Source organism: Collimonas sp. (assembly GCF_035566555.1).
GTDB lineage: Bacteria > Pseudomonadota > Gammaproteobacteria > Burkholderiales > Burkholderiaceae_D > Collimonas.
Window position 1 is genome coordinate 1 of sequence record NZ_DATMRB010000020.1, and the last position, 17,970, is coordinate 17,970.

Genomic DNA, 17,970 nt, shown 5'->3' on the forward strand with positions numbered 1-17,970 from the left:
GGATTAGTGGTTTGCTGGCGTTGTGCGCGGTAATGGGATTGAGTGCTTGCAGTTCGGTATTGACAGAAGGCAGTTCCGCCGCGGCCGGCGTTGCCGGCACCGCGCTGGCGGGGAAGGTGACCAACAACGCCGCGGTGGCGACCGGCATCGGTCTCGGTGTGCAGGCGGCGGCGCGCGCGGGCCTGCAGTACGAGCAGCGCAAGATACACGGTGAAGAGCAGGACAGCATCGCCAAGGCCGCCGGCGAGCTGGCGGTCGGCGCGGTCGGGAAATGGCAGATCAAGCATTCCCTGCCGATCGAAGACAATCTGCGCGGCCGGGTCACGGTCAGTCGCGTCATCAGCACGGAAGGAATGAGCTGCAAGGAAATCGTATTTTCCGTCGATGGCTTGGTGGACCAGATCAACAAGCCGGACAGCGAGTTTTACGTGGCTACCGTCTGCCGCGCCGGCCAGGGCTGGAAATGGGCTTCGGCCGAACCCGCCACCGAGCGCTGGGGGGCTTTGCAGTGATGCCGCTGTTGCGTTCGCCGCGTAAGGCGATTGTCAGCGCTGCCGTGTTGCTGGCCGCGCTGACAATCGGCGGCTGCAGCAGCATCGGCGGCTTTACCGGCGCCGCCGCCGGCGTCGCCAGCGGCGCCGTCACCTCCAATCCGGCAGTCGGCTACGCCATCGGCATCGGTGTCCAGGCGGCTACCGACGCCACCACCAAATACATCTTCCGCAACTGGCAAAAGGGCGAGCAGGACGAGATCGCTGCCGTGGTCGGCAATCTCGATGTCGGCCATGCCAGCCGCTGGGCGATCGTGCATCAGATCCCTTACGCCAATGAACATGGCGAAGTGCGCGTGGTGCGCGTGATCGACACGCCGCTGGCCTTGTGCAAGGAAGTCATCATGTCGGTCGACAGCGGCGAGGGCGACCAGCTCAAGCGCGGCTGGTACACCGGCAGCGCCTGCCGCAGCAACGATATCTGGCACTGGGCAGTGGCTGAGCCGGCGGTGGAGCGCTGGGGCAGCTTGCAATAAATTCGCGCCGCAGCAATACCTGAAAGGAATGATTGTCCATTCCATGACGGTTGTTAAAATAGAATGTATAGTGCGCTGATTCTATTTCTATTCCGGATCAAAAAATGAACTTGAAAATCACCTTGCCTACAAAGACCCCGCTGCAGGTTGTGCAGGCGCAGCTTGACGCCTACAACGCTAAAAACATCGATGCCTTGCTGCTGGCCTACGCGCCCGACGCTGAGCAATACACGCTGCATGGCGAATTGCTGGCGCGTGGACAGGAACAGATGCGCCAGCGTTTCCTGACCCGTTTCGCCGAACCTGCTTTGAAAGCCCGTCTCATTAACCGCACGGTGATGGCAAATGTCGTGGTCGACTACGAGCTGGTCACGCGCAATTTTCCTGAAGGCGTCGGCACGGTCGAGATGATCTGCGTGTATGAGGTGGCCAATGAACGGATCCAGAAGGCTTCCTTCGCAGTCGGCGAAACCCGGCTGAACGCCCGTCCTTGACCCCGGACTAGCGCTTCATCCATCTGGATGGCGTTGGCGGCAAATGCAGAGCACAAATGCTGAACGGCTTAAACCATCTGACGCTGGCGGTAAGCGATCTTTCCCGCAGCGTGCATTTTTACCAGGCTACGCTGGGCTTGCACCTGCATGCTCGCTGGGAGCATGGCGCTTATTTGTCGGCGGGCGAGCTCTGGCTATGCCTGTCGCTCGATCCGAATCGTGCAAACGTCTCCGGCGCCGACTATACGCATTATGCATTTACGGTCGTAGACAACGCCTTTGCGGATGTTGTCCAGGCGCTGCGCAAAGCAGGCGTGGTTGAATGGAAAGATAACCGCAGCGAAGGGGCGTCCTTTTACTTTCTCGATCCCGATGGCCACCAGCTGGAAGCCCATGTCGGCGACCTCGCCAGCCGCTTGCGCGCTTGCCGCGACCGGCCCTACGCAGGGATGCAGTTTTTCGACTGATGTTCCTGCAAGTCCTTGGTGTTTGAACAGGCCGCTCTTGTTTTCCCATCGACCTTAATTCCATCTGCTGCCCGGGTTTCTCCCGGCTGATTGCAGCAAGCGCACGACGCCGTTCATTCTTGAACGCGTCAGCCGCAAATCCCACCCGTCATGCATCCGCCGAGACGTGCTTACAAATTGTTACTGCAAAGCATGACCCCTTTTTCCCGTCTCGCCGGGCATCCCTGTAAGAGCCCCGCAAATCACGCGCCAGCTTGAGTATTTCTCGTGGTCATTCGAAACACAATAACCGGAGTTGATATGAAAATATTAATCAATATTCTATGCCTGGCGGTTTGTGCTCCGCTTTCTGCTTATGCGTCGCTGGGTGGAGACGCTTCCTCGATCGCCGCCGATCAAAGCAAGCTGAAGGGAACAACCAGCAGCACACTGCAAAAAAAATCTGCCGCAGCGGCCAGCAGCGAAGAGGGTGCGCGGGCAGATGTTGCGGGCACCGGCAAAGTGCCATTTTCGGTGGATGAATTCACCACTGCCGGCGGCGTGGTGGTGCGTGAGTACTCGGCCGGCGGCCAGGTATTCGGTATCGCCTGGAGAGGACCCCACATGCCCGATCTGCATCAGTTGCTGGGCAATGACAACTACGAAATGGCGAAAAAATCCGAAACCGTACGTCAACAAGGGAGCGCGCGCAACGCAGGCCGCCGCGGTAATTCGCACATAGAGACTTCCGGGCTGGTGATCCATTCCAGCCGTCGCCCAGGGCTGCTGGGCGGGCAAGCCTACCTGTCGGCCAAGCTGCCGCAGGGCGTATCCGCCAGCGATATCCAATAAGAGGAGAATCCCATGAAAAGATTACTGATCCCCGTTTTGTTAAGCCTCTGCGCCGTGGCGCCCGCAGCGTCCATTGCAAAATCCAGCGCCAAGCCGCCTGCCGCCGCGGCCGCAAGTAACTCGGTGCCGATGACGATAGATGCCGGCCCTCCCATCCTGGCGTCGAGCCAGAGCGGCAGCTTGAACATTCCTTCGATTTCAGTGACGATCTGCGCACCGGGCAGCACCACCAATTGCCAGACCGTCGACCATATCACCGTCGATACCGGCTCCTCCGGCCTGCACATCGTTTCTTCCGTGCTCAACAGTCGGCTGGCGAGCGCGCTGTCGACCAAGACTACCGCAGCGGGAAAACTGATCGCCGAGTGCGAAGGCTATGTCAGCAGCTATGTGTGGGGTTCTGTGAAAGCGGCCGACATCACCATTGGCAGCGAAACGGCGAAGAAGGTGCCGCTGCAGCTGATCGGCGACAGTGATTCCAAATTCCAGACCATTCCTGACGATTGCAAAAATTCGTCGCTGGGCGATCAGAACGATACGGTGGCGCTCTACGGCTCTAACGGCCTGATCGGCGTCAGCGCCATACCTGCAGACAGCGGCCTGTACTTCGCCTGCGATGCCAGCGGCTGCGCCGCGAACACGGTGCATGACAGCAGCCTGAGCAATGTCCTGCCTAACGTCGTGACGCTGTTCGCGAAGGATAATAATGGCGTTGTGCTGGAGTTGCCATCGGTCCCTGCGGGCGGTGCGCCGTCTGTCACTGGCAGCCTGACTTTCGGCATCGGCACCCAGACCAATAACGGCCTTGGCAGCGCTACCGTATTCCCGCTGGACGCTTCCGGTGATCTGCTCAACACCGTGTACAAGAAGACCAAACGCACCTTCTCTTATATCGATAGCGGCACCAACGCCTGGAACTTCTATGACAAATCGCTGAAGGTTTGCCAAAGCGGATATTGCCCCGATCCGGCCGTAGCGGAAAGCGCCACCATGAACGCCTATGGCGGCAAGGTCACGACCACGGTCAAATTCAGCATCGCAGACAGTTCAGCCTTTGCCGCGGCAAACTATGTGTATGACAATTACGGCTTTGGCGATAAAGACAGTGCTGACGATCTGGCGACTTTCGGTTATGGCTTGCCATTCTTCTTGGGTCGGAAAGTCTTTGTTGGCATCGCCGGCGCCAAGGCGACCGATGCCAAAGGCAAGGTGATCAGCGGGCCGTTCAACGCATTTTGATTAGCTGGATTGCCTTTGCCGGGAATGTACCGGCAAAGGCATTGCTGTCAGCCACCCAGATACGCTTCCAGCACCTTCGGATTATTCAGTAGATTGCTGCCGCTGTCCGTCAGCACGATCTTGCCGTTTTCTAGCACATAGCCGTGCTGGGCAATCCGCAGCGCCTGGCGGACGTTCTGCTCCACCAGCAGTATCGTCAGCCCGGTACGGTTGATTTCCTCGACGATGCGGAAGATTTCTTGCACCAGCAGCGGCGCCAGCCCCATCGACGGTTCGTCCAGCAGCAGCACGCGCGGCTTGGCCATCAGCGCGCGGCCGATCGCCAGCATCTGCTGCTCGCCACCCGACAGGTTGCCGGCCAGGCCGTCCTTGCGCCGCTGCAGCACCGGGAACAGGGAGTACACCCAGTCCAGGTCCTTGGCGATATTTTCCTTGTCCTGGCGGGTGTAGGCGCCTAGCGCCAGGTTCTCGGCCACGCTCAGTGTGGTGAGGGTGGCGCGGCCCTCGGCCACCTGCACCACGCCGCTCTGGACGATCTTGTGCGGCGCCAGCCTGGTCAGGTCTTGCTGCCCGAGCAGTACCTGCCCGCGCTGCGGCTTAAGCAGGCCGGAGATGGCCAGCAGGGTGGTGCTCTTGCCGGCGCCGTTGGCGCCCACCAGGGCGGTGATTTCGCCTTGCTTGAGGACCAGGTCGATGCCCTTGACCGCTTCGATATGGCCGTAGGAGACCGCCAGGTCCCGCACCTGCAGGATGGATGCCGGGTTGTTGTTTGCGCTAGCCGTCATTCGCTGTCTTCCTTGCCCAGGTAGGCTTCGATCACTTCCTGGTTGTTCTTGATTTCGTCGGGGCTGCCTTCGGCGATGATGCGGCCGAAATTGAGCACGGCGATGCGGTCGCACAAGCCCATCACAAAGCGCATGTCATGCTCGATCATGAAGATGCTGAAGCCGCGTTGCTTGATGTTCAGGATTTCTTCCATCAGCTCGGTCTTTTCGGCCGGATTCATGCCGGCCACCGGTTCGTCCAGCAGCAGCAGCTTGGGCTTGGTCGCCAGTGCACGGGCGAACTCCAGCTTGCGCTGTTCGCCATAGGACAGGCTGTCGGCCAGCATCTGCGCCTTGTGGTCCAGGCGCAGCCAGGACAGCAGTTCCAGCGCCCGTTCGCGCGCCTGCGCTTCGATCCGGCGGTAGCCGCCCAGGTTCAGCAGTACGCTGCCGAAGCCGTAATCCATGTGGTCGTGCATGCCGACCACGACGTTTTCCAGCAGCGTCATTTCCTTGAACACGCGGATGTTCTGGAAAGTGCGGGCGATGCCGCGCTCGGTGATCTTGTGGGCTGCGACCTTGCCGATATCCTGGCCGTCGAATTCGATGGCGCCGCCGGAGGCGCGCAGCAAGCCGGTGATCAGGTTGAAGACGGTGGTCTTGCCGGCGCCGTTAGGGCCGATCAAGCCGAAGATGCCGCCTTGCGGTACATTGAAATTGACGTCCTGCAGCACTTGCAGGCCGCCGAAGTTCTTGCTGATGTTCTTAAGTTGCAGCATTAGTTGCTTCCCCCAGCCTGGGTCTTGCGCCGCGAAAAGGTGTTAGCCCAGCCACGGATACGGCGCGGATCCCAGATGCCTTTCGGCAGGTACAGGATCACCAGCACCAGGATCAGGCCGTTGACCACCGCCCGGTAGCTGTTGAAATCGCGCAGCGCTTCCGGCAGCAGGGTCAGTATCATGCCGCCCAGCGTCGGTCCTACCAGGCTGCCGGTGCCGCCGAACACCGCCATCGTCAGGATCTCGACAGCGTTTTCGAAAGCATAGTTGCCGGGGCCGATGGTGAAGGTGTAGTGGGCATTGAGGCCGCCGGCGACGCCGGCAATGGCGGCGCCGATGACGAACGCCAGCAGTTTGTAGCCGGCGACATTGACGCCCATCAGGCGCGCCGCCACTTCATCTTCCTTGATGGCTTCGAAGGCGCGCCCGATCTTGGAGCGCCGCATGCGCGCCAGGATGTAGAGCGTCAGCGCCAGCAGCAGCACGATATGCCACCACTCGGTCTTCAAGGGGATGCCGTTGAGGCCGAGCGGGCCGCCGGTGATATCCATGTTGAGCACCACTACCCGCACCACTTCGCCGAAGCCGAGGGTGGCCATCGCCAGATAGACGCCGGACAGGCGCAAGGTGGGGATGCCGATGATCAGCGCCACCAGCGCCGGCAGCGCGCCGCCGGCCGCCAGCGCCACCGGGAACGGCAGGCCGGTTTGCATGCTGATCAGCGATGCAGCGTAGGCGCCGATGCCCATGAAGGCGGCGTTCGCCAGCGACAGCAGGCCGCATGAGAGGGTGACGTAGATCGACAGCGCCAGCATGGCGTTGACGCCGAGGCTGAAGATCACAGTATTGTAGGTCGACCAGAAACCGTCCCACCAGTCCATGAAGCCGGTCCCGGCGATGCTTGTCAGCAGTTCGGTCATGTCAGGCCTTCCTTTCCAGCACTTTGCCGAACATGCCGGACGGCTTGACCAGCAAGATCAGGAACAGCAGGCCGAAGCCGACGGCGTCGCGGAAATCGCTGGAGATATAGGCCACGGTCAGCACTTCGGCGAAGCCGAGGAACAGGCCGGCGATCATGGCGCCGCGGATGTCGCCCATGCCGCCCAGGATGATGACGGCGATGCCCTTGTGCAGCATCGGCTGGCCCATGAAAGGGGTGATGGCGTTAAACGACAGGCCGACCAGCACGCCGGCTGCGCCGCCGAGGGCGGCCGCGGCGAACGAAGTCAGGTAAAACAGGCCTTCGACATTGATGCCCAGCAGGTAGGCCGCCTTCGGCGATTCGGCGATGGCGCGCAGGGCGCGTCCCAGCTGGGTGCGGCGCATCACCGCCAGCAGCACCAGCATCAGGATGAAGGAAATCACGACGATGCCGATCTGCACCGCGGTGAGGTGCAGGTTGCCCCAGTTGTAGCTTTCTTCCGGAATGGTGCCGACCGGGAAGCGCTTGTTTTCGGCGCCGAACAAACCTTGCGCCAGGCTGGTCAGGATGGTGGCGACGCCGATGGTGGCGATCATCGGCGCCAGGTGCGGCGCGTTGCGCGCCCGCAGCGGCCGCAGCACCAGGTAGTCGACCGCCAGGCCGATCAGGCCCGAGGCCAGCATGGCGGCCAGCATCGCCAGCCACAGCGGCAAGGCGAGATGTTCAACCAGCAGCAGGGCGGCGTAGCTGCCCAGCATGAAGATGGCGCCGTGCGAAAGATTGATCACGCCCAGCACGCCGAAAACCAGCGTGAAGCCCAGCGCGAACAGCGCATAGACGCTGCCCAGCGAGAGGGCGTTGATGAGTTGTTGTTCAAGCATGAGGGTTTTTCTAAAAATCAGCGTAATTGCAGTCAATTGGGATCAGAGTTTTTTTACGACAGCTTTATCGTCGTAAATTACTGACCCCAATTGACGGGCTACGGAGTGCAGTTCGTTGTGCTCGGTGTTTTTAAAGTCTTAACGGCATTCTTTCTCCGGACGCCGTCAATAGGGGGCAGAGTAGCTCGTCGCGCTTCGGCGACTCACAAACTCTGTCCCCTATTGACTCCTTATTGACTAGCTGGCTAGGTCATTTCAACAAGATGAACTTGCCACCCTTGGCAATATTCACAATCGCTTCCTGCTGCGCATCGTAGCCGACTTCCTTACCAGTCACTGCCGGCGCTTTGCGGAAGGCGAACTTGCCGGTGGCGCCTTCAATCGTTACCGACGGCAGGGCCTGCTGCAGGGCGATGCGGTCCTTGTCGATGGCGCCGCTCAGCTTGATCTTCTTCAGCGCATCGGCCACCACGTGCAGGGCGTCATAGGCTTGTGCTGCAAACTGATCCGGATCGCTGCCGAACTTTGCCTTGTAGGCGGCGATGAATGCCTTGTTGGCAGGCGTCAGGTTTTCCGGCGACCATGGGCTGCCCATGATGGTGTCGTCGCCGGCGCCCTTGGCGATGTCGAACAGTTTCGGCGAATTCAGGCCGTTGCCACCGATGAAGGGTTGCTTCATGCCCAGCGCGCGGGTTTGCAGGATGATGTTGGCGGCTTCTTCGGTCAGGCAGGAGCAGACGATGGCATCCGGATTGGATGCCTTGATCTTGGTCAGCTGCGCCTTGAAGTCGACATCGCCCTTGGCATAGGCTTCAGTGGTGGTGACCGGGATCTTCTGGTCGGCCAGGGTACCCTTGAAAACGTCGTAGCCGCTCTTGGTGAAGGCATCGTCGTTACCGTAGATGATGGCGACTTTCTTGATGCCGAAATGCTTGACCGCGGCACGCGTGGTGACCGGCAGGACGTCGGCTTCCATCACGGAGTTGCGGAAGGTGAACGGCCCCATGGCGGTGATGCCGTCGGCGGTGTTGCTGGTGCCGAAGGCGACCACCTTGGCGGCGTTGGCGATCGGGTCGGCGGCGAAGGCCGAGTTGGACAGGGTCGGGCCGAACACCAGCAGCGCCTTGTCCTTGAAGATCAGTTTCTTGAAGACGTTGATGGCTTCTTCTTTCTTGCCTTGTTCGTCTTCGATGATCAGTTGCAGCTTGTTGCCGTTGACGCCGCCGGCAGCGTTGACTTCGTCGGCGGCCAGGGTAAAGCCATTCTTGATGGCGACGCCGTACTTGGCGGCCGGGCCGGTCAGGGCGGCGGCCAGGCCGAGCTTGACGTCGGCGGCGTGGGCGGCGCTGCTCAGGCCGGCGGCCAGCATCAGAAACGGCAGCGTTTTCAATATGGTTTTGAATTGCATGTAAATGTCCTCCAGTAGACCGTTTTTCTTAGCGACACGGGCACACGGCGCAATGGCGCTGTGCAGCACGAAATCGGCAGCGTTTTTATTTTGGCGCGCGCAAAGGCGCACCAAAGGTGAACAAAGTATAAGGGATTTTCGGTCAGAAATTCCCAGTGGACTGTCATGGTCGAATCTAGAGTGAAGGGCGCGTATCCGACCCGCAGGGCAAGGCGCACAGCGGAGCAATAGCGGGGCTATTGCGAGCATGTGCAACGCTGCCATGCGGGTCGGATGCGTGACAGGCACTCTTGATTCGGCCGTTACAGTCCACTAACGCAGCGTGGGGCTTCAGCGTGTGCGAAACGCCACGCCTACTACTCACGAGCCAGGTAAAAGACGGGTGTTTTACGCGGAGGATGCGGCGACTTTTGATCGCTTATGGAGAGATATTGCGTGATTTTGGGCAATTATACCCAACGTTGGATATTTGTGTCGGCCGGACTCATGCCAAATCGGCATGACGGAAGGCATTGCGCCTCCTGCCATGCCGGCCTTCACATCAGCCTAACTGCAGCCGCAAATGCTGGATTGCCAGGCGTACCTGGCGCGGCGCGGTGCCGCCGATATGATCGCGCGCCGCCACTGAACCTTCCAGCGTCAGCACGGCGAAGATGTCGTCGTCGATCAGCGGCGAGAACGCGCGCAGCTGTTCCAGCGACAGGTCGCTCAGGTCGCAGCCCTGGTCGACGCAGCTGCGTACGGCATGCGCCACGGCTTCATGGGCGTCGCGGAAAGGCAGGCCTTTCTTGACCAGGTAGTCGGCCAGGTCGGTGGCGGTGGCGTAGCCTTGCAGGGCGGCGGCGCGCATCGCTTCCGGCTTGACCGTGATGCCGCGCGCCATGTCGGCGAAGATGCGCAGCGTGTCGGTAATCGTATCGACGGTGTCGAACAGCGGCTCCTTGTCTTCCTGGTTGTCCTTGTTGTAGGCCAGCGGCTGGCCTTTCATCAGGGTCAGCAGGGCGATCAGGTGGCCGTTGACGCGGCCGGTCTTGCCGCGCGCCAGTTCCGGCACGTCGGGGTTCTTCTTTTGCGGCATGATCGAAGAGCCGGTGCAGAAGCGGTCGGCGATGTCGATGAAGCCGATGCGCGGGCTCATCCAGATCACCAGTTCTTCCGACATGCGCGAGACGTGGGTCATCACCAGCGCCGCGGCGGCGCAGAATTCGATGGCGAAGTCGCGGTCCGAGACGGCATCCAGCGAGTTGCGGCAGACATCGTCGAAGCCGAGTGTTTTCGCGACGCGCTCACGGTCAATGGCAAAAGTGGTGCCGGCCAGGGCGGCGGCGCCCAGCGGCAGGCGGTTGACGCGCTTGCGGCAATCGAGCATGCGCTCAGCATCGCGGCCGAACATTTCAACATAAGCTAGCACGTGGTGGCCGAAAGTGATCGGCTGCGCTACCTGCATATGGGTGAAGCCGGGCAGGATGGTGTCGGCATGCTGTTCCGCCAGGTCGAGCAGGGCCAGACGCAGATCGCGCAGCAGGCCACTGATGTCGTCGATGGCGCCGCGCAGGTAGAGGCGGATGTCGGTGGCCACCTGGTCGTTGCGCGAACGGCCGGTGTGCAGGCGCTTGCCGGCGTCGCCGACCAGCTCGGTCAGGCGCTTTTCGATGTTGAGGTGGACGTCTTCCAGGTCCAGCAGCCATTCAAACTTGCCGCTCGCGATTTCGCCCTGGATCTGGGTCATGCCCTTCTGGATCGCGGCATAGTCGTCGGCGCTGATGATTTTTTGATATGCCAGCATCTCGGCATGCGCCAGCGAGCCCTGGATATCGACCTCGGCCAGGCGCTTGTCGAAAAATACCGACGCCGTGTAACGTTTGACCAGATCGGAGACCGGTTCGGAGAAACGAGCCGACCAAGCTTCGCCTTTTTTGGAGAGTTGTGCTGTCATAATTGAGGTTTGAATCGTGCGTAAGAGAAAGCGGTGAGTAGGCAGGAACCATGCGATTATAAATCACTAGTGTCGTGTCACGCCTCATCTGTCGGTATATCGCGCCGGCCTTGGCCCGTAGCGCTAGGCGTGGCGAGGCGCAACGACGCGATACGGGCCAAGGACCAGCGAGATGGCGACAGATGAGGCGTGACACGGCACTACCCTCGCACTGCCCCCGAAAACCGGCTGTGGCTGCGTGATACAGCTATTTTACCGTGCGATATATGCCTCATAACCAAGCAGGGATTGTTTTTTAGATAAGCGATGCCAGACCCTATACCTTCAGATCAGTTCGCCGACAGCGCGCCGACGCAGCAACCCGGTGCGCAGGTGATTCCGGACGGCTGCAACCTGGGCGTGGTGTTCCGCGCGCTGATCGTGGTGAACCTGGCCGTGATGGCGGCGATCCTGCTGCGCAGCGATGGCCTGATTGCCGCCATCAACAGTTTTGTCGAATCAGCCATGCTGGTCGAGCCGGCCTGTTTCCTGTCGCTGTCGCTGCTGTGCGGCCTGCATCGCATCGCCCACCGTTTTCCGCTGGCCATGCAGCGGCTGCTGTGTGCACTGGCGCCAGCGCTGGTGACGGTGGCGGTGATCTGGCTGCTGTCCGGCTTCGACTGGTTCCTGAACGGTTTTTCCCATCTCAGCGCCGGCGGCGGTGTTTTGCGCGCGGCGCTGGTGGCCGCCTTGTTCGGCATCGGCCTGCAGCACTATTTTGAATTGCGCGCGCGGGCTTTCTCGCCGGTGCTGGTGGAGGCGCGCCTGCAGGCCCTGCAGGCGCGGATCCGGCCGCACTTCCTGTTCAACAGTCTCAACGCGGTGCTGTCGCTGATCCGCAGCGAACCGCGCCGGGCCGAGGCGGCGCTGGAAGACCTGGCCGATCTGATCCGTGTGCTGATGCGCGACGGCCGCGCCATGACCACGCTGGAAAAGGAAATCCGCCTCTGCCGCCAGTATCTGTCGATAGAAAAGATACGCCTGGGCGACCGCTTGCGGGTGCAATGGGAACGCGAGGGCATCAGCGACGAAGTGGTGTACCGGGCGCAGATTCCGACCCTGCTGCTGCAGCCGCTGATAGAAAATGCGGTGCACTACGGCGTCGAGCCGAGCACCGAACCGGCGCTGATCCAGATCAAGCTCAGCCATTCGCTGGAGCGGATCGAGATCGTCATCACCAATCCCTACAATCCCTACAGCGGCAAGGGCGTCGCCGCGCTGCCGGAAGGCAACCAGATGGCGCTGGAGAATATCCGCGAACGGCTGGCCCTGCTGTACGACGTCGAGGCGCAACTGACCACCAGCACCACGCTGGGGCAGTTCCAGGTGCGCGCCAGCTTCCCGTACGTGAAAGCGGTGCTGGCCAAACCCGCCCAGGCCTGAGAAAACCGCGTTGCCGCCAAAAAGCAAGAAAGCCGGGAAGAAAGGCGAAGAAAATTTTCGTGCGGTTCGTGTTTTTCGTGGACAATGTTTTCCTGTAAAAACATTTGCACTATTCGCTCATCATAATAATCCGTCATGATCCCTCGCATTTTCATTGTCGACGACGAAGCCCCTGCGCGCGCCAGGCTCAGCACGCTGCTGTCTGACATCATTGCCGACTGTCCGCATTACCTGGTCGGTGAAGCCGGCCATGCGCAAGCCGCCCTGGAAGGGATCGCCGCAACTGCGCCCGATGTCGTGCTGCTGGATGTGCAGATGCCTGGCATGAGCGGCCTGCAGCTGGCCGAGCAGCTGGTGAGCAAGGCGGATGCGGCCAAGGCCGAGGCGCCGCTGATCATCTTTGTGACTGCGTATGACGATTACGCCTTGAATGCATTCGAGGTGCAGGCCTTCGACTATCTGGTCAAGCCGGTGCGGGCGGCACGGCTGGCGCAGGCCATCGCGCGCGCCAGCCGCTTGCGCAAGCCGTCGCAGCCGCTTGGCGCGCCTGCAGAGGAGGGAGTAACGGCATTGCCGCGCCAGCATTTTGCCGTGCAGGAGCGTGGCCGCATGTCGCTGGTGCCGATGGGCGAGGTGCTGTATCTGAAGGCAGAGCTGAAGTACGTCACGCTGCGCACCAAGAACAAGGAATACCTGATCGAGGATTCGCTGGTGTCGATCGAAGAAGAACTGGCGGCGTACTTCGTGCGGGTGCATCGCAACGCGCTGGTGGCGCGCAACGCCATCATCGGCGTCGAGCGCGGCATCTATGTTGCGGAGGGAGAGGGCGATGCCGACAAGCCGCAGGAAGTCTGGCAAGTCATCCTGCGCGACATCGACCACCGCCTGCCGATTTCGCGGCGGCAGTGGGCGGTGATCAAGGCGCTGGTGCGATAAATCCGGAAGCCGTTATACCAGCAGGTTCAAGGCATGCGGATTGCCCGCGCCGTATTGCGGAAACAGTTTTTGCATGGCCGGATCGCCGATACGCATGTGTTTTTCCGCCAGCGTCGCCAGCACAGCGCGGAAGTCGGTGGTGATGGCCAGGTCACGCCCTTCGTTCAACGATTTGTCGTCGATGCCTGGCCAGTGGCCATGGATGGTGCGGCCACGCACGTTGCCGCCCAATAGCCACATGGCGTTGCCATGGCCGTGATCGGTGCCGCCGTTGCCGTTCTCGCGGAAGGTGCGGCCGAATTCCGACATCACCACGATCACCGTATCGTTGAATGCCGGTCCCAGTTCGCGCGCCAGCGTCGCCAGGCCATCGGCCAGCGGCCGCAGACGTCCGGCCAGCTGGCCGTTGCCGTTGCCCTGGTTGGTATGGGTGTCCCAGCCGCCGACGGCGACGAAGCCGAGGCGGATGTCCGGATTGCCGGCCATCAGGCGTCCCAGGCGCGCGGTGTCGATCGACAGGCCGTTCGGCAGCGGCGCGCCGTTGTTGGCCATCTTCTGTTCTGAGCTGTTGGCGTCGGCCAGCAATTCCTTGCGCGCGGAGATGCCGTCGCGATAGGACTTGCCGAGCGCGGCGTCTTGCGCATACAACGCGGCATAGGCCTGGCTGACTTCCGGCTTGTCGATCAGGGTCGGGCGGGTGGCGTCGCGCCCGGTCGGCATATTGGCGACCACGGCGCGTCCGGTCAGGATGCGCGGCACCGATTCGCCCAGGGTCAGCGCCTGCATCGGCGACTGCGAAGGCGGCATCACGCCCAGCATGCGGTTCATCCAGCCGTCGCGGGTATTGTGTTCTCCTGGCGTGCCGGTTTCCATGTAGTCCTGCGCTTCAAAGTGCGAGCGCGACATGTCGGGCGAGCCGGAAGCATGGACGAAGGCCAGCCGGCCGTCTTCCCAATAGGGCAGCAGAGGCTGCAGCGCCGGATGCAGGCCGAAGTAGCCGGTCAGGTCGATAGCGCCGTTCTGGGTGCCGGGACGCGAGACCGCGATGGTCGGCCGCGCCTTGTAGTAATTGTGGTCGCCGTGCGGCACCACGACGTTCAAGCCATCCACTGCGCCGCGCAGGAACACCACCACCATGCGCGGCGTGCCGTCGCCGGCGGCATGCGGCCGCAGCAGCGGATTGCCGTACGAAAGCGGGCTGTCAGCTGTCGTCGCAATGCTGACGGGCGGCGTCGGTTTGGCCTTGGCCAGCGGTTTGCTCGGCGGCGCCACCACGCAGCCGGACAGGCCGACCGGGATCAGGATGGCGCCGCTGCCGGCGAGGCCGAGTTGGCGGATGAAATCACGACGGTTCATGGCTTGCTCCTGGCTTTATCTTTTCATGAAATCCGGGCCGCCGAGTATCAGGCCGACCTGCAGATTGGGCGCCGCCGCAGTAATGGCAGCGAGACTGTGCGGTTCCAGCGCCGGCGCCAGCGTCTGCATCAGCTGTTGTGGATCAATCGGCATTGGGGCGTAGGTAATGGGTGCCGGTGTCGGCGCCGGCACCACTGCTGCGCCGGGCGCGGGCGGCGGCGTTTCGGCGCGGGCGATCGGCGATTTGCCGTTGCTCAGGCCGTTGACGAAATTGATACGGCGCAGCAGCGCATCCGGATTGAGCCACGCTTCCTCGGAGAATTTATAGCCCTCCGGCGTCAGCCAGCCATACAGCGGCTGGCCGAGCTGGTTCAGGACGCCGTCGATAGGCTTGACGTTCAGTACCGGCGTCGCCGTCGCGCGCAGCGAGGACACTACATATTGATAGGGCGTCTTGAACTGGGTCTGGTAATTGCTGCGGGCCCAGAATTCCTGGCTGTCGAACAGGGTGCGCAGGACCGCCTTGATGTCGCCATTGGTGGCGAGGAAACGGCGCGCCAGTTTCTCGGTCAGGGCAGGTTCCGGTTTGTCGGAGACGAAATACTGCACCAGCTTGGTGGCGACGAAACGGGCGGTGGCGGGATGGCGCGCCAGGATATCGAGTGCCTGTTCGCCTTCCTGCTCGCCGCTGCCCCTGATGGTCTGGCCGAGGAAAATCTTGTCGCCGAAATCGTGGCGCTTGGGATTGAAGGCAAACGCCGGCTGGCCGTCTTTCATGGCTTTTTCATCGATGGTCCAGCCGGTCAGGATGCGCGCCAGCGCGATGACGTCGGCCTGGGTGTAGCCGCTGTCGACGCCCATGGTGTGCAGCTCCAGCAGTTCACGGCCGTAGTTTTCATTGAGGCCCTTGAAGCGGCCCTTGGCTTCCGGCGTGTTGACGCCGCTGCTGAGCCAGTTGTCGAGGTAGTACAGCATCGCCGGATGATGGGCCACGCTGCCCAGCAACTGGCGGAAATTGCCTAAGGCATTCGGGCGCAGCACGTCTTTTTCATATTCACCGTTCCAGTAGCGTACCCAGTCCTTGCCTTCGAAGACATTGAAATGGTTGAACCAGAATTCGGTCATCACTTCCTGCAGCTGGCGCGGGCTTTCGGTGGCTTGCCACAGGCGTGCAAAATGGGCTTGCGGCGTGATGTCCTTGTTGGCGCGCTGGCGCGCCATGTTCTTTTCTTCGGGGGTGGCGCTGTTAGGCGGGAAGGAGGGCGGGCCGTATTGCTGGTAGAGCTGGGTGCTGCTGAGTTGGTAAGTCGACAAGCTGTCCAGTTTTCCTGACAATTGCTCCGGCAGCGGCAGGCTGTCGGGGCGCAACTGCTGGTCGATATAGCGCTTGACGCCCATATGCCTGACGGCATCGACATCGCCCGGGCGCGGGCCGTAGGCTAGCCGGTTCAGCACATGCAGCGCTTTTTCCGCATCGCTCAATGGCGCCTGGGCGGTTTGCGCCTGGGCTGTGCTGAGGCAACCTAGCATCAGCGCCATGGACAGCAATCCGGGGAGTCTTGGGGTCGAGGTCATGTCCAGCCTTTTGCAGGTTTGCTTACATTATTCGTTAACGGCCGCTGACGGGCATGCGACGACAGCGGCGGTGTAACAGATTGTAAGACGGCAACTTTTTGGCGCGGCTGGCTTTAAATGACTTTGCCAGGATTCATCAGGTTCAGGGGATCCAGCGCTTGCTTGATGGTTTTCATCAGCGCAATTTCCACCGGCGATTTGTAGCGCAGGATTTCTTCACGCTTGAGCGCGCCGAGGCCGTGCTCGGCGGAGATCGAGCCATTCATGCGGTTGACGTTGTCATGCACCAGCAGGTTGATGGCGGCCTGCTGTTCGATGAAGCGCTCGGCGTCCAGCCCTTCAGGCGGCGAGACGTTGTAGTGCAGGTTGCCGTCGCCCAGGTGGCCGAAGGTGACGTTGCGGCAACGAGGGAAATGTTGTTGCAGCAGGGCGTCGGTGTCGGCAATGAATTCGGCGATGCGGGAAATCGGCAGCGAGATGTCGTGCTTGATGTTCTTGCCTTCCTTGGCCTGGGCCGAGGAGATGCTTTCACGCAGCTGCCACAGCGCGCGCGACTGGGCGCCGGAGCTGGCCAGCACGGCGTCCTGGCAGACCTCTTGTTGCAGCGCCTGTTCCATGACGGATTCCATCAGCATGCTTGCATGGGGCGCTGCTTCGTTGTCGGACAGTTCCAGCAATACGTAATAGGGATGGTGCTGGCCGAAAGGGAAGGGCAGTTGCGGGAAATGCCTGGCGACCAATTGCAGGCACAGGTCGGACATCAGTTCGAAGCCGGTCAGGGTGGCGCCGCAGCGTTCTTGCGCCAGCGTCAGCAGGCGTAATGCGTCGGCGGGGCTTTGCAGCGCGGCGAGGGCGGTCAGCTGGACCTTCGGTTGGGGGAAGAGTTTGAGGACGGCGGCGGTGATGATGCCCAGCGTGCCTTCAGCGCCGATGTAGAGGTCGCGCAGGTCGTAGCCGGTGTTGTCTTTTCTCAGGCCGCGCAGGCCGTGCATTATTTCGCCTTGGGCGGTGACGACTTCCAGTCCCAGGCAGAGTTCTCTGCTGTTGCCGTAGCGCAGGACGGCGGTGCCGCCGGCGTTGGTGGAGAGGTTGCCGCCTATGGTGCAGCTGCCTTCGGCGGCCAGCGAGAGGGGAAACAGGAGATTTTCTGCCGCTGCGCTTTCTTGTACTTGCTGCAGGATGCAACCGGCTTCCGCGGTGATGGTGTGGTTGACCGGATCGACGGCGCGGATCTGGTTGAGGCGTTTGAGCGAGAGTACGATGGCCTGGCCGCTCTGGTCGGGGACGCTGCCTAGCACCAGGCTGGTGTTGCCGCCTTGGGGGACGATGGGGATGCGGAACTGGTTGCAGAGCCGGACTAGCTGAGCGACTTCTGCGGTGTTGGCGGGTTTGGCTACGGCGATGGCCTGGCCGGTGTAGCGCTGGCGCTGGTCGGTCAGGTAGCCGGCCTTGTCGGCATCGCTGGTGAGTACATGCGAATCGCCAATGGCATCGCGGCAAGCAGCAAGAAAAGCGTCATTGTTCATATCGTAAAATTCGAAAAAACAGTCAAATGCCCAGCCCACGCCGCAGTTAAATGGGGTCAGAGTTTTTTTACGACGGCCTTGTCGTCGTAAATTACTCTGACCCCATTTAACGTTCTACGGAGCACATGCGGTCGGATTTGGCAGCGTCCGTGCGGGGAACGTCAAAAGCAACGGCAATGTAGTTAAATAGGGTCGGAGTTTTTTTTCGCGGCCTTTTGCGAAAATTACTCCGCCCCTATTTAACGGTCTACGGAGTACATGTCTTGGCATGCTAAGAACGGTCTGTGGGTTGCCAAAACGGTTGCTACTCCGTGGATGCTAGCCGGGAGCGGCCCGGCAGCCGCTCACTTTCTTTGCTTCGCCAAAGAAAGTAAGCAAAGAAAGGCGACCGCAAAGCCGTTGCCCTC

At 61.3% G+C, this 17,970-nt stretch carries 17 protein-coding genes; 8 read left to right on the forward strand and 9 right to left on the reverse strand.

What is annotated here, in order from left to right; translation table 11 throughout:
• Positions 1-2: 2 nt before the first annotated feature.
• From VNZ65_RS03330 to VNZ65_RS03355, 6 genes are all read left to right on the forward strand, one after another.
• Positions 3-512, forward strand: a complete 510-nt coding sequence (locus VNZ65_RS03330) for a hypothetical protein (protein WP_325666055.1) — start codon at positions 3-5, stop codon at positions 510-512.
• Positions 464-1,027, forward strand: coding sequence for a hypothetical protein (locus VNZ65_RS03335; protein ID WP_325666057.1), 564 nt, complete (start codon positions 464-466; stop codon positions 1,025-1,027). Before VNZ65_RS03330 ends, VNZ65_RS03335 begins: the two co-directional genes overlap by 49 nt.
• A 104-nt stretch (positions 1,028-1,131) precedes the next feature.
• Positions 1,132-1,521 carry a nuclear transport factor 2 family protein gene (locus VNZ65_RS03340; RefSeq protein WP_325666059.1) on the forward strand — a complete coding sequence of 130 codons (390 nt, stop codon included), beginning with the start codon at positions 1,132-1,134 and terminating at the stop codon, positions 1,519-1,521.
• A gap of 56 nt (positions 1,522-1,577) precedes the next feature.
• Positions 1,578-1,988 (forward strand): fosfomycin resistance glutathione transferase, encoded by a 411-nt coding sequence (gene fos / locus VNZ65_RS03345; protein ID WP_325666061.1) that lies wholly within the window; start codon positions 1,578-1,580, stop codon positions 1,986-1,988.
• A 300-nt stretch (positions 1,989-2,288) separates the two neighbouring features.
• Complete coding sequence (locus VNZ65_RS03350) at positions 2,289-2,819, forward strand: DUF2844 domain-containing protein (protein WP_325666063.1); 531 nt, start codon at positions 2,289-2,291, stop codon at positions 2,817-2,819.
• 12 nt (positions 2,820-2,831) lie between these two features.
• Complete coding sequence (locus VNZ65_RS03355) at positions 2,832-4,058, forward strand: DUF3443 family protein (RefSeq protein WP_325666065.1); 1,227 nt, start codon at positions 2,832-2,834, stop codon at positions 4,056-4,058.
• A 47-nt stretch (positions 4,059-4,105) separates the two neighbouring features.
• Here VNZ65_RS03355 and VNZ65_RS03360 read toward each other — a convergent pair whose 3' ends face one another.
• The 6 genes from VNZ65_RS03360 to argH all read right to left on the reverse strand — a co-directional run bounded on the left by VNZ65_RS03360 (position 4,106) and on the right by argH (position 10,748).
• Positions 4,106-4,843, reverse strand: a complete 738-nt coding sequence (locus tag VNZ65_RS03360; RefSeq protein WP_325666067.1) for an ABC transporter ATP-binding protein — start codon at positions 4,841-4,843, stop codon at positions 4,106-4,108.
• A complete protein-coding gene (locus VNZ65_RS03365) occupies positions 4,840-5,601 on the reverse strand; it encodes an ABC transporter ATP-binding protein (protein WP_325666069.1) in 762 nt (253 codons plus the stop codon). Before VNZ65_RS03365 ends, VNZ65_RS03360 begins: the two co-directional genes overlap by 4 nt.
• On the reverse strand, positions 5,601-6,482 hold the full coding sequence (locus VNZ65_RS03370; RefSeq protein WP_325666087.1) for a branched-chain amino acid ABC transporter permease: 882 nt from the start codon (positions 6,480-6,482) through the stop codon (positions 5,601-5,603). The genes VNZ65_RS03365 and VNZ65_RS03370 overlap by 1 nt, the downstream gene beginning before the upstream one ends.
• Before the next feature lie 40 nt (positions 6,483-6,522).
• Positions 6,523-7,404, reverse strand: a complete 882-nt coding sequence (locus VNZ65_RS03375) for a branched-chain amino acid ABC transporter permease (protein WP_325666071.1) — start codon at positions 7,402-7,404, stop codon at positions 6,523-6,525.
• Between the two features lie 250 nt (positions 7,405-7,654).
• Positions 7,655-8,812 (reverse strand): ABC transporter substrate-binding protein, encoded by a 1,158-nt coding sequence (locus VNZ65_RS03380; protein ID WP_325666073.1) that lies wholly within the window; start codon positions 8,810-8,812, stop codon positions 7,655-7,657.
• 541 nt (positions 8,813-9,353) lie between these two features.
• Complete coding sequence (argH, locus tag VNZ65_RS03385) at positions 9,354-10,748, reverse strand: argininosuccinate lyase (protein ID WP_325666075.1); 1,395 nt, start codon at positions 10,746-10,748, stop codon at positions 9,354-9,356.
• Between the two features lie 306 nt (positions 10,749-11,054).
• Between argH and VNZ65_RS03390 the strand changes: the two genes are divergently transcribed.
• Both VNZ65_RS03390 and VNZ65_RS03395 read left to right on the forward strand, forming a co-directional pair.
• Positions 11,055-12,170: a histidine kinase gene (locus tag VNZ65_RS03390; protein WP_325666077.1), complete on the forward strand. Its 1,116-nt coding sequence runs from the start codon at positions 11,055-11,057 to the stop codon at positions 12,168-12,170.
• 135 nt (positions 12,171-12,305) lie between these two features.
• On the forward strand, positions 12,306-13,106 hold the full coding sequence (locus tag VNZ65_RS03395) for a LytTR family DNA-binding domain-containing protein (protein ID WP_325666079.1): 801 nt from the start codon (positions 12,306-12,308) through the stop codon (positions 13,104-13,106).
• 12 nt (positions 13,107-13,118) lie between these two features.
• Here VNZ65_RS03395 and VNZ65_RS03400 read toward each other — a convergent pair whose 3' ends face one another.
• From VNZ65_RS03400 to VNZ65_RS03410, 3 genes are all read right to left on the reverse strand, one after another.
• Complete coding sequence (locus VNZ65_RS03400) at positions 13,119-14,462, reverse strand: DUF1501 domain-containing protein (protein WP_325666081.1); 1,344 nt, start codon at positions 14,460-14,462, stop codon at positions 13,119-13,121.
• 15 nt (positions 14,463-14,477) lie between these two features.
• On the reverse strand, positions 14,478-16,001 hold the full coding sequence (locus tag VNZ65_RS03405; RefSeq protein ID WP_325666083.1) for a DUF1800 domain-containing protein: 1,524 nt from the start codon (positions 15,999-16,001) through the stop codon (positions 14,478-14,480).
• A 149-nt stretch (positions 16,002-16,150) separates the two neighbouring features.
• The gene (locus VNZ65_RS03410; protein WP_325666085.1) at positions 16,151-17,563 is read right to left on the reverse strand and encodes an FAD-binding oxidoreductase; all 1,413 of its coding nucleotides are present in this window, start codon (positions 17,561-17,563) and stop codon (positions 16,151-16,153) included.
• Positions 17,564-17,970: the final 407 nt, after the last annotated feature.

Excerpts from the sequence above, each read along its gene's own strand:
- VNZ65_RS03335 (WP_325666057.1), top strand. The coding sequence starts at position 464 with ATGGGCTTCGGCCGAACCCGCCACCGAGCGCTGGGGGGCTTTGCAGTG.
- VNZ65_RS03340 (WP_325666059.1), top strand. The coding sequence starts at position 1,132 with ATGAACTTGAAAATCACCTTGCCTACAAAGACCCCGCTGCAGGTTGTG.
- fos (WP_325666061.1), top strand. The coding sequence starts at position 1,578 with ATGCTGAACGGCTTAAACCATCTGACGCTGGCGGTAAGCGATCTTTCC.
- VNZ65_RS03350 (WP_325666063.1), top strand. The coding sequence starts at position 2,289 with ATGAAAATATTAATCAATATTCTATGCCTGGCGGTTTGTGCTCCGCTT.
- VNZ65_RS03355 (WP_325666065.1), top strand. The coding sequence starts at position 2,832 with ATGAAAAGATTACTGATCCCCGTTTTGTTAAGCCTCTGCGCCGTGGCG.
- VNZ65_RS03360 (WP_325666067.1), bottom strand. The coding sequence starts at position 4,843 with ATGACGGCTAGCGCAAACAACAACCCGGCATCCATCCTGCAGGTGCGG.
- VNZ65_RS03365 (WP_325666069.1), bottom strand. The coding sequence starts at position 5,601 with ATGCTGCAACTTAAGAACATCAGCAAGAACTTCGGCGGCCTGCAAGTG.
- VNZ65_RS03370 (WP_325666087.1), bottom strand. The coding sequence starts at position 6,482 with ATGGACTGGTGGGACGGTTTCTGGTCGACCTACAATACTGTGATCTTC.
- VNZ65_RS03375 (WP_325666071.1), bottom strand. The coding sequence starts at position 7,404 with ATGCTTGAACAACAACTCATCAACGCCCTCTCGCTGGGCAGCGTCTAT.
- VNZ65_RS03380 (WP_325666073.1), bottom strand. The coding sequence starts at position 8,812 with ATGCAATTCAAAACCATATTGAAAACGCTGCCGTTTCTGATGCTGGCC.
- argH (WP_325666075.1), bottom strand. The coding sequence starts at position 10,748 with ATGACAGCACAACTCTCCAAAAAAGGCGAAGCTTGGTCGGCTCGTTTC.
- VNZ65_RS03390 (WP_325666077.1), top strand. The coding sequence starts at position 11,055 with ATGCCAGACCCTATACCTTCAGATCAGTTCGCCGACAGCGCGCCGACG.
- VNZ65_RS03395 (WP_325666079.1), top strand. The coding sequence starts at position 12,306 with ATGATCCCTCGCATTTTCATTGTCGACGACGAAGCCCCTGCGCGCGCC.
- VNZ65_RS03400 (WP_325666081.1), bottom strand. The coding sequence starts at position 14,462 with ATGAACCGTCGTGATTTCATCCGCCAACTCGGCCTCGCCGGCAGCGGC.
- VNZ65_RS03405 (WP_325666083.1), bottom strand. The coding sequence starts at position 16,001 with ATGGCGCTGATGCTAGGTTGCCTCAGCACAGCCCAGGCGCAAACCGCC.
- VNZ65_RS03410 (WP_325666085.1), bottom strand. The coding sequence starts at position 17,563 with ATGAACAATGACGCTTTTCTTGCTGCTTGCCGCGATGCCATTGGCGAT.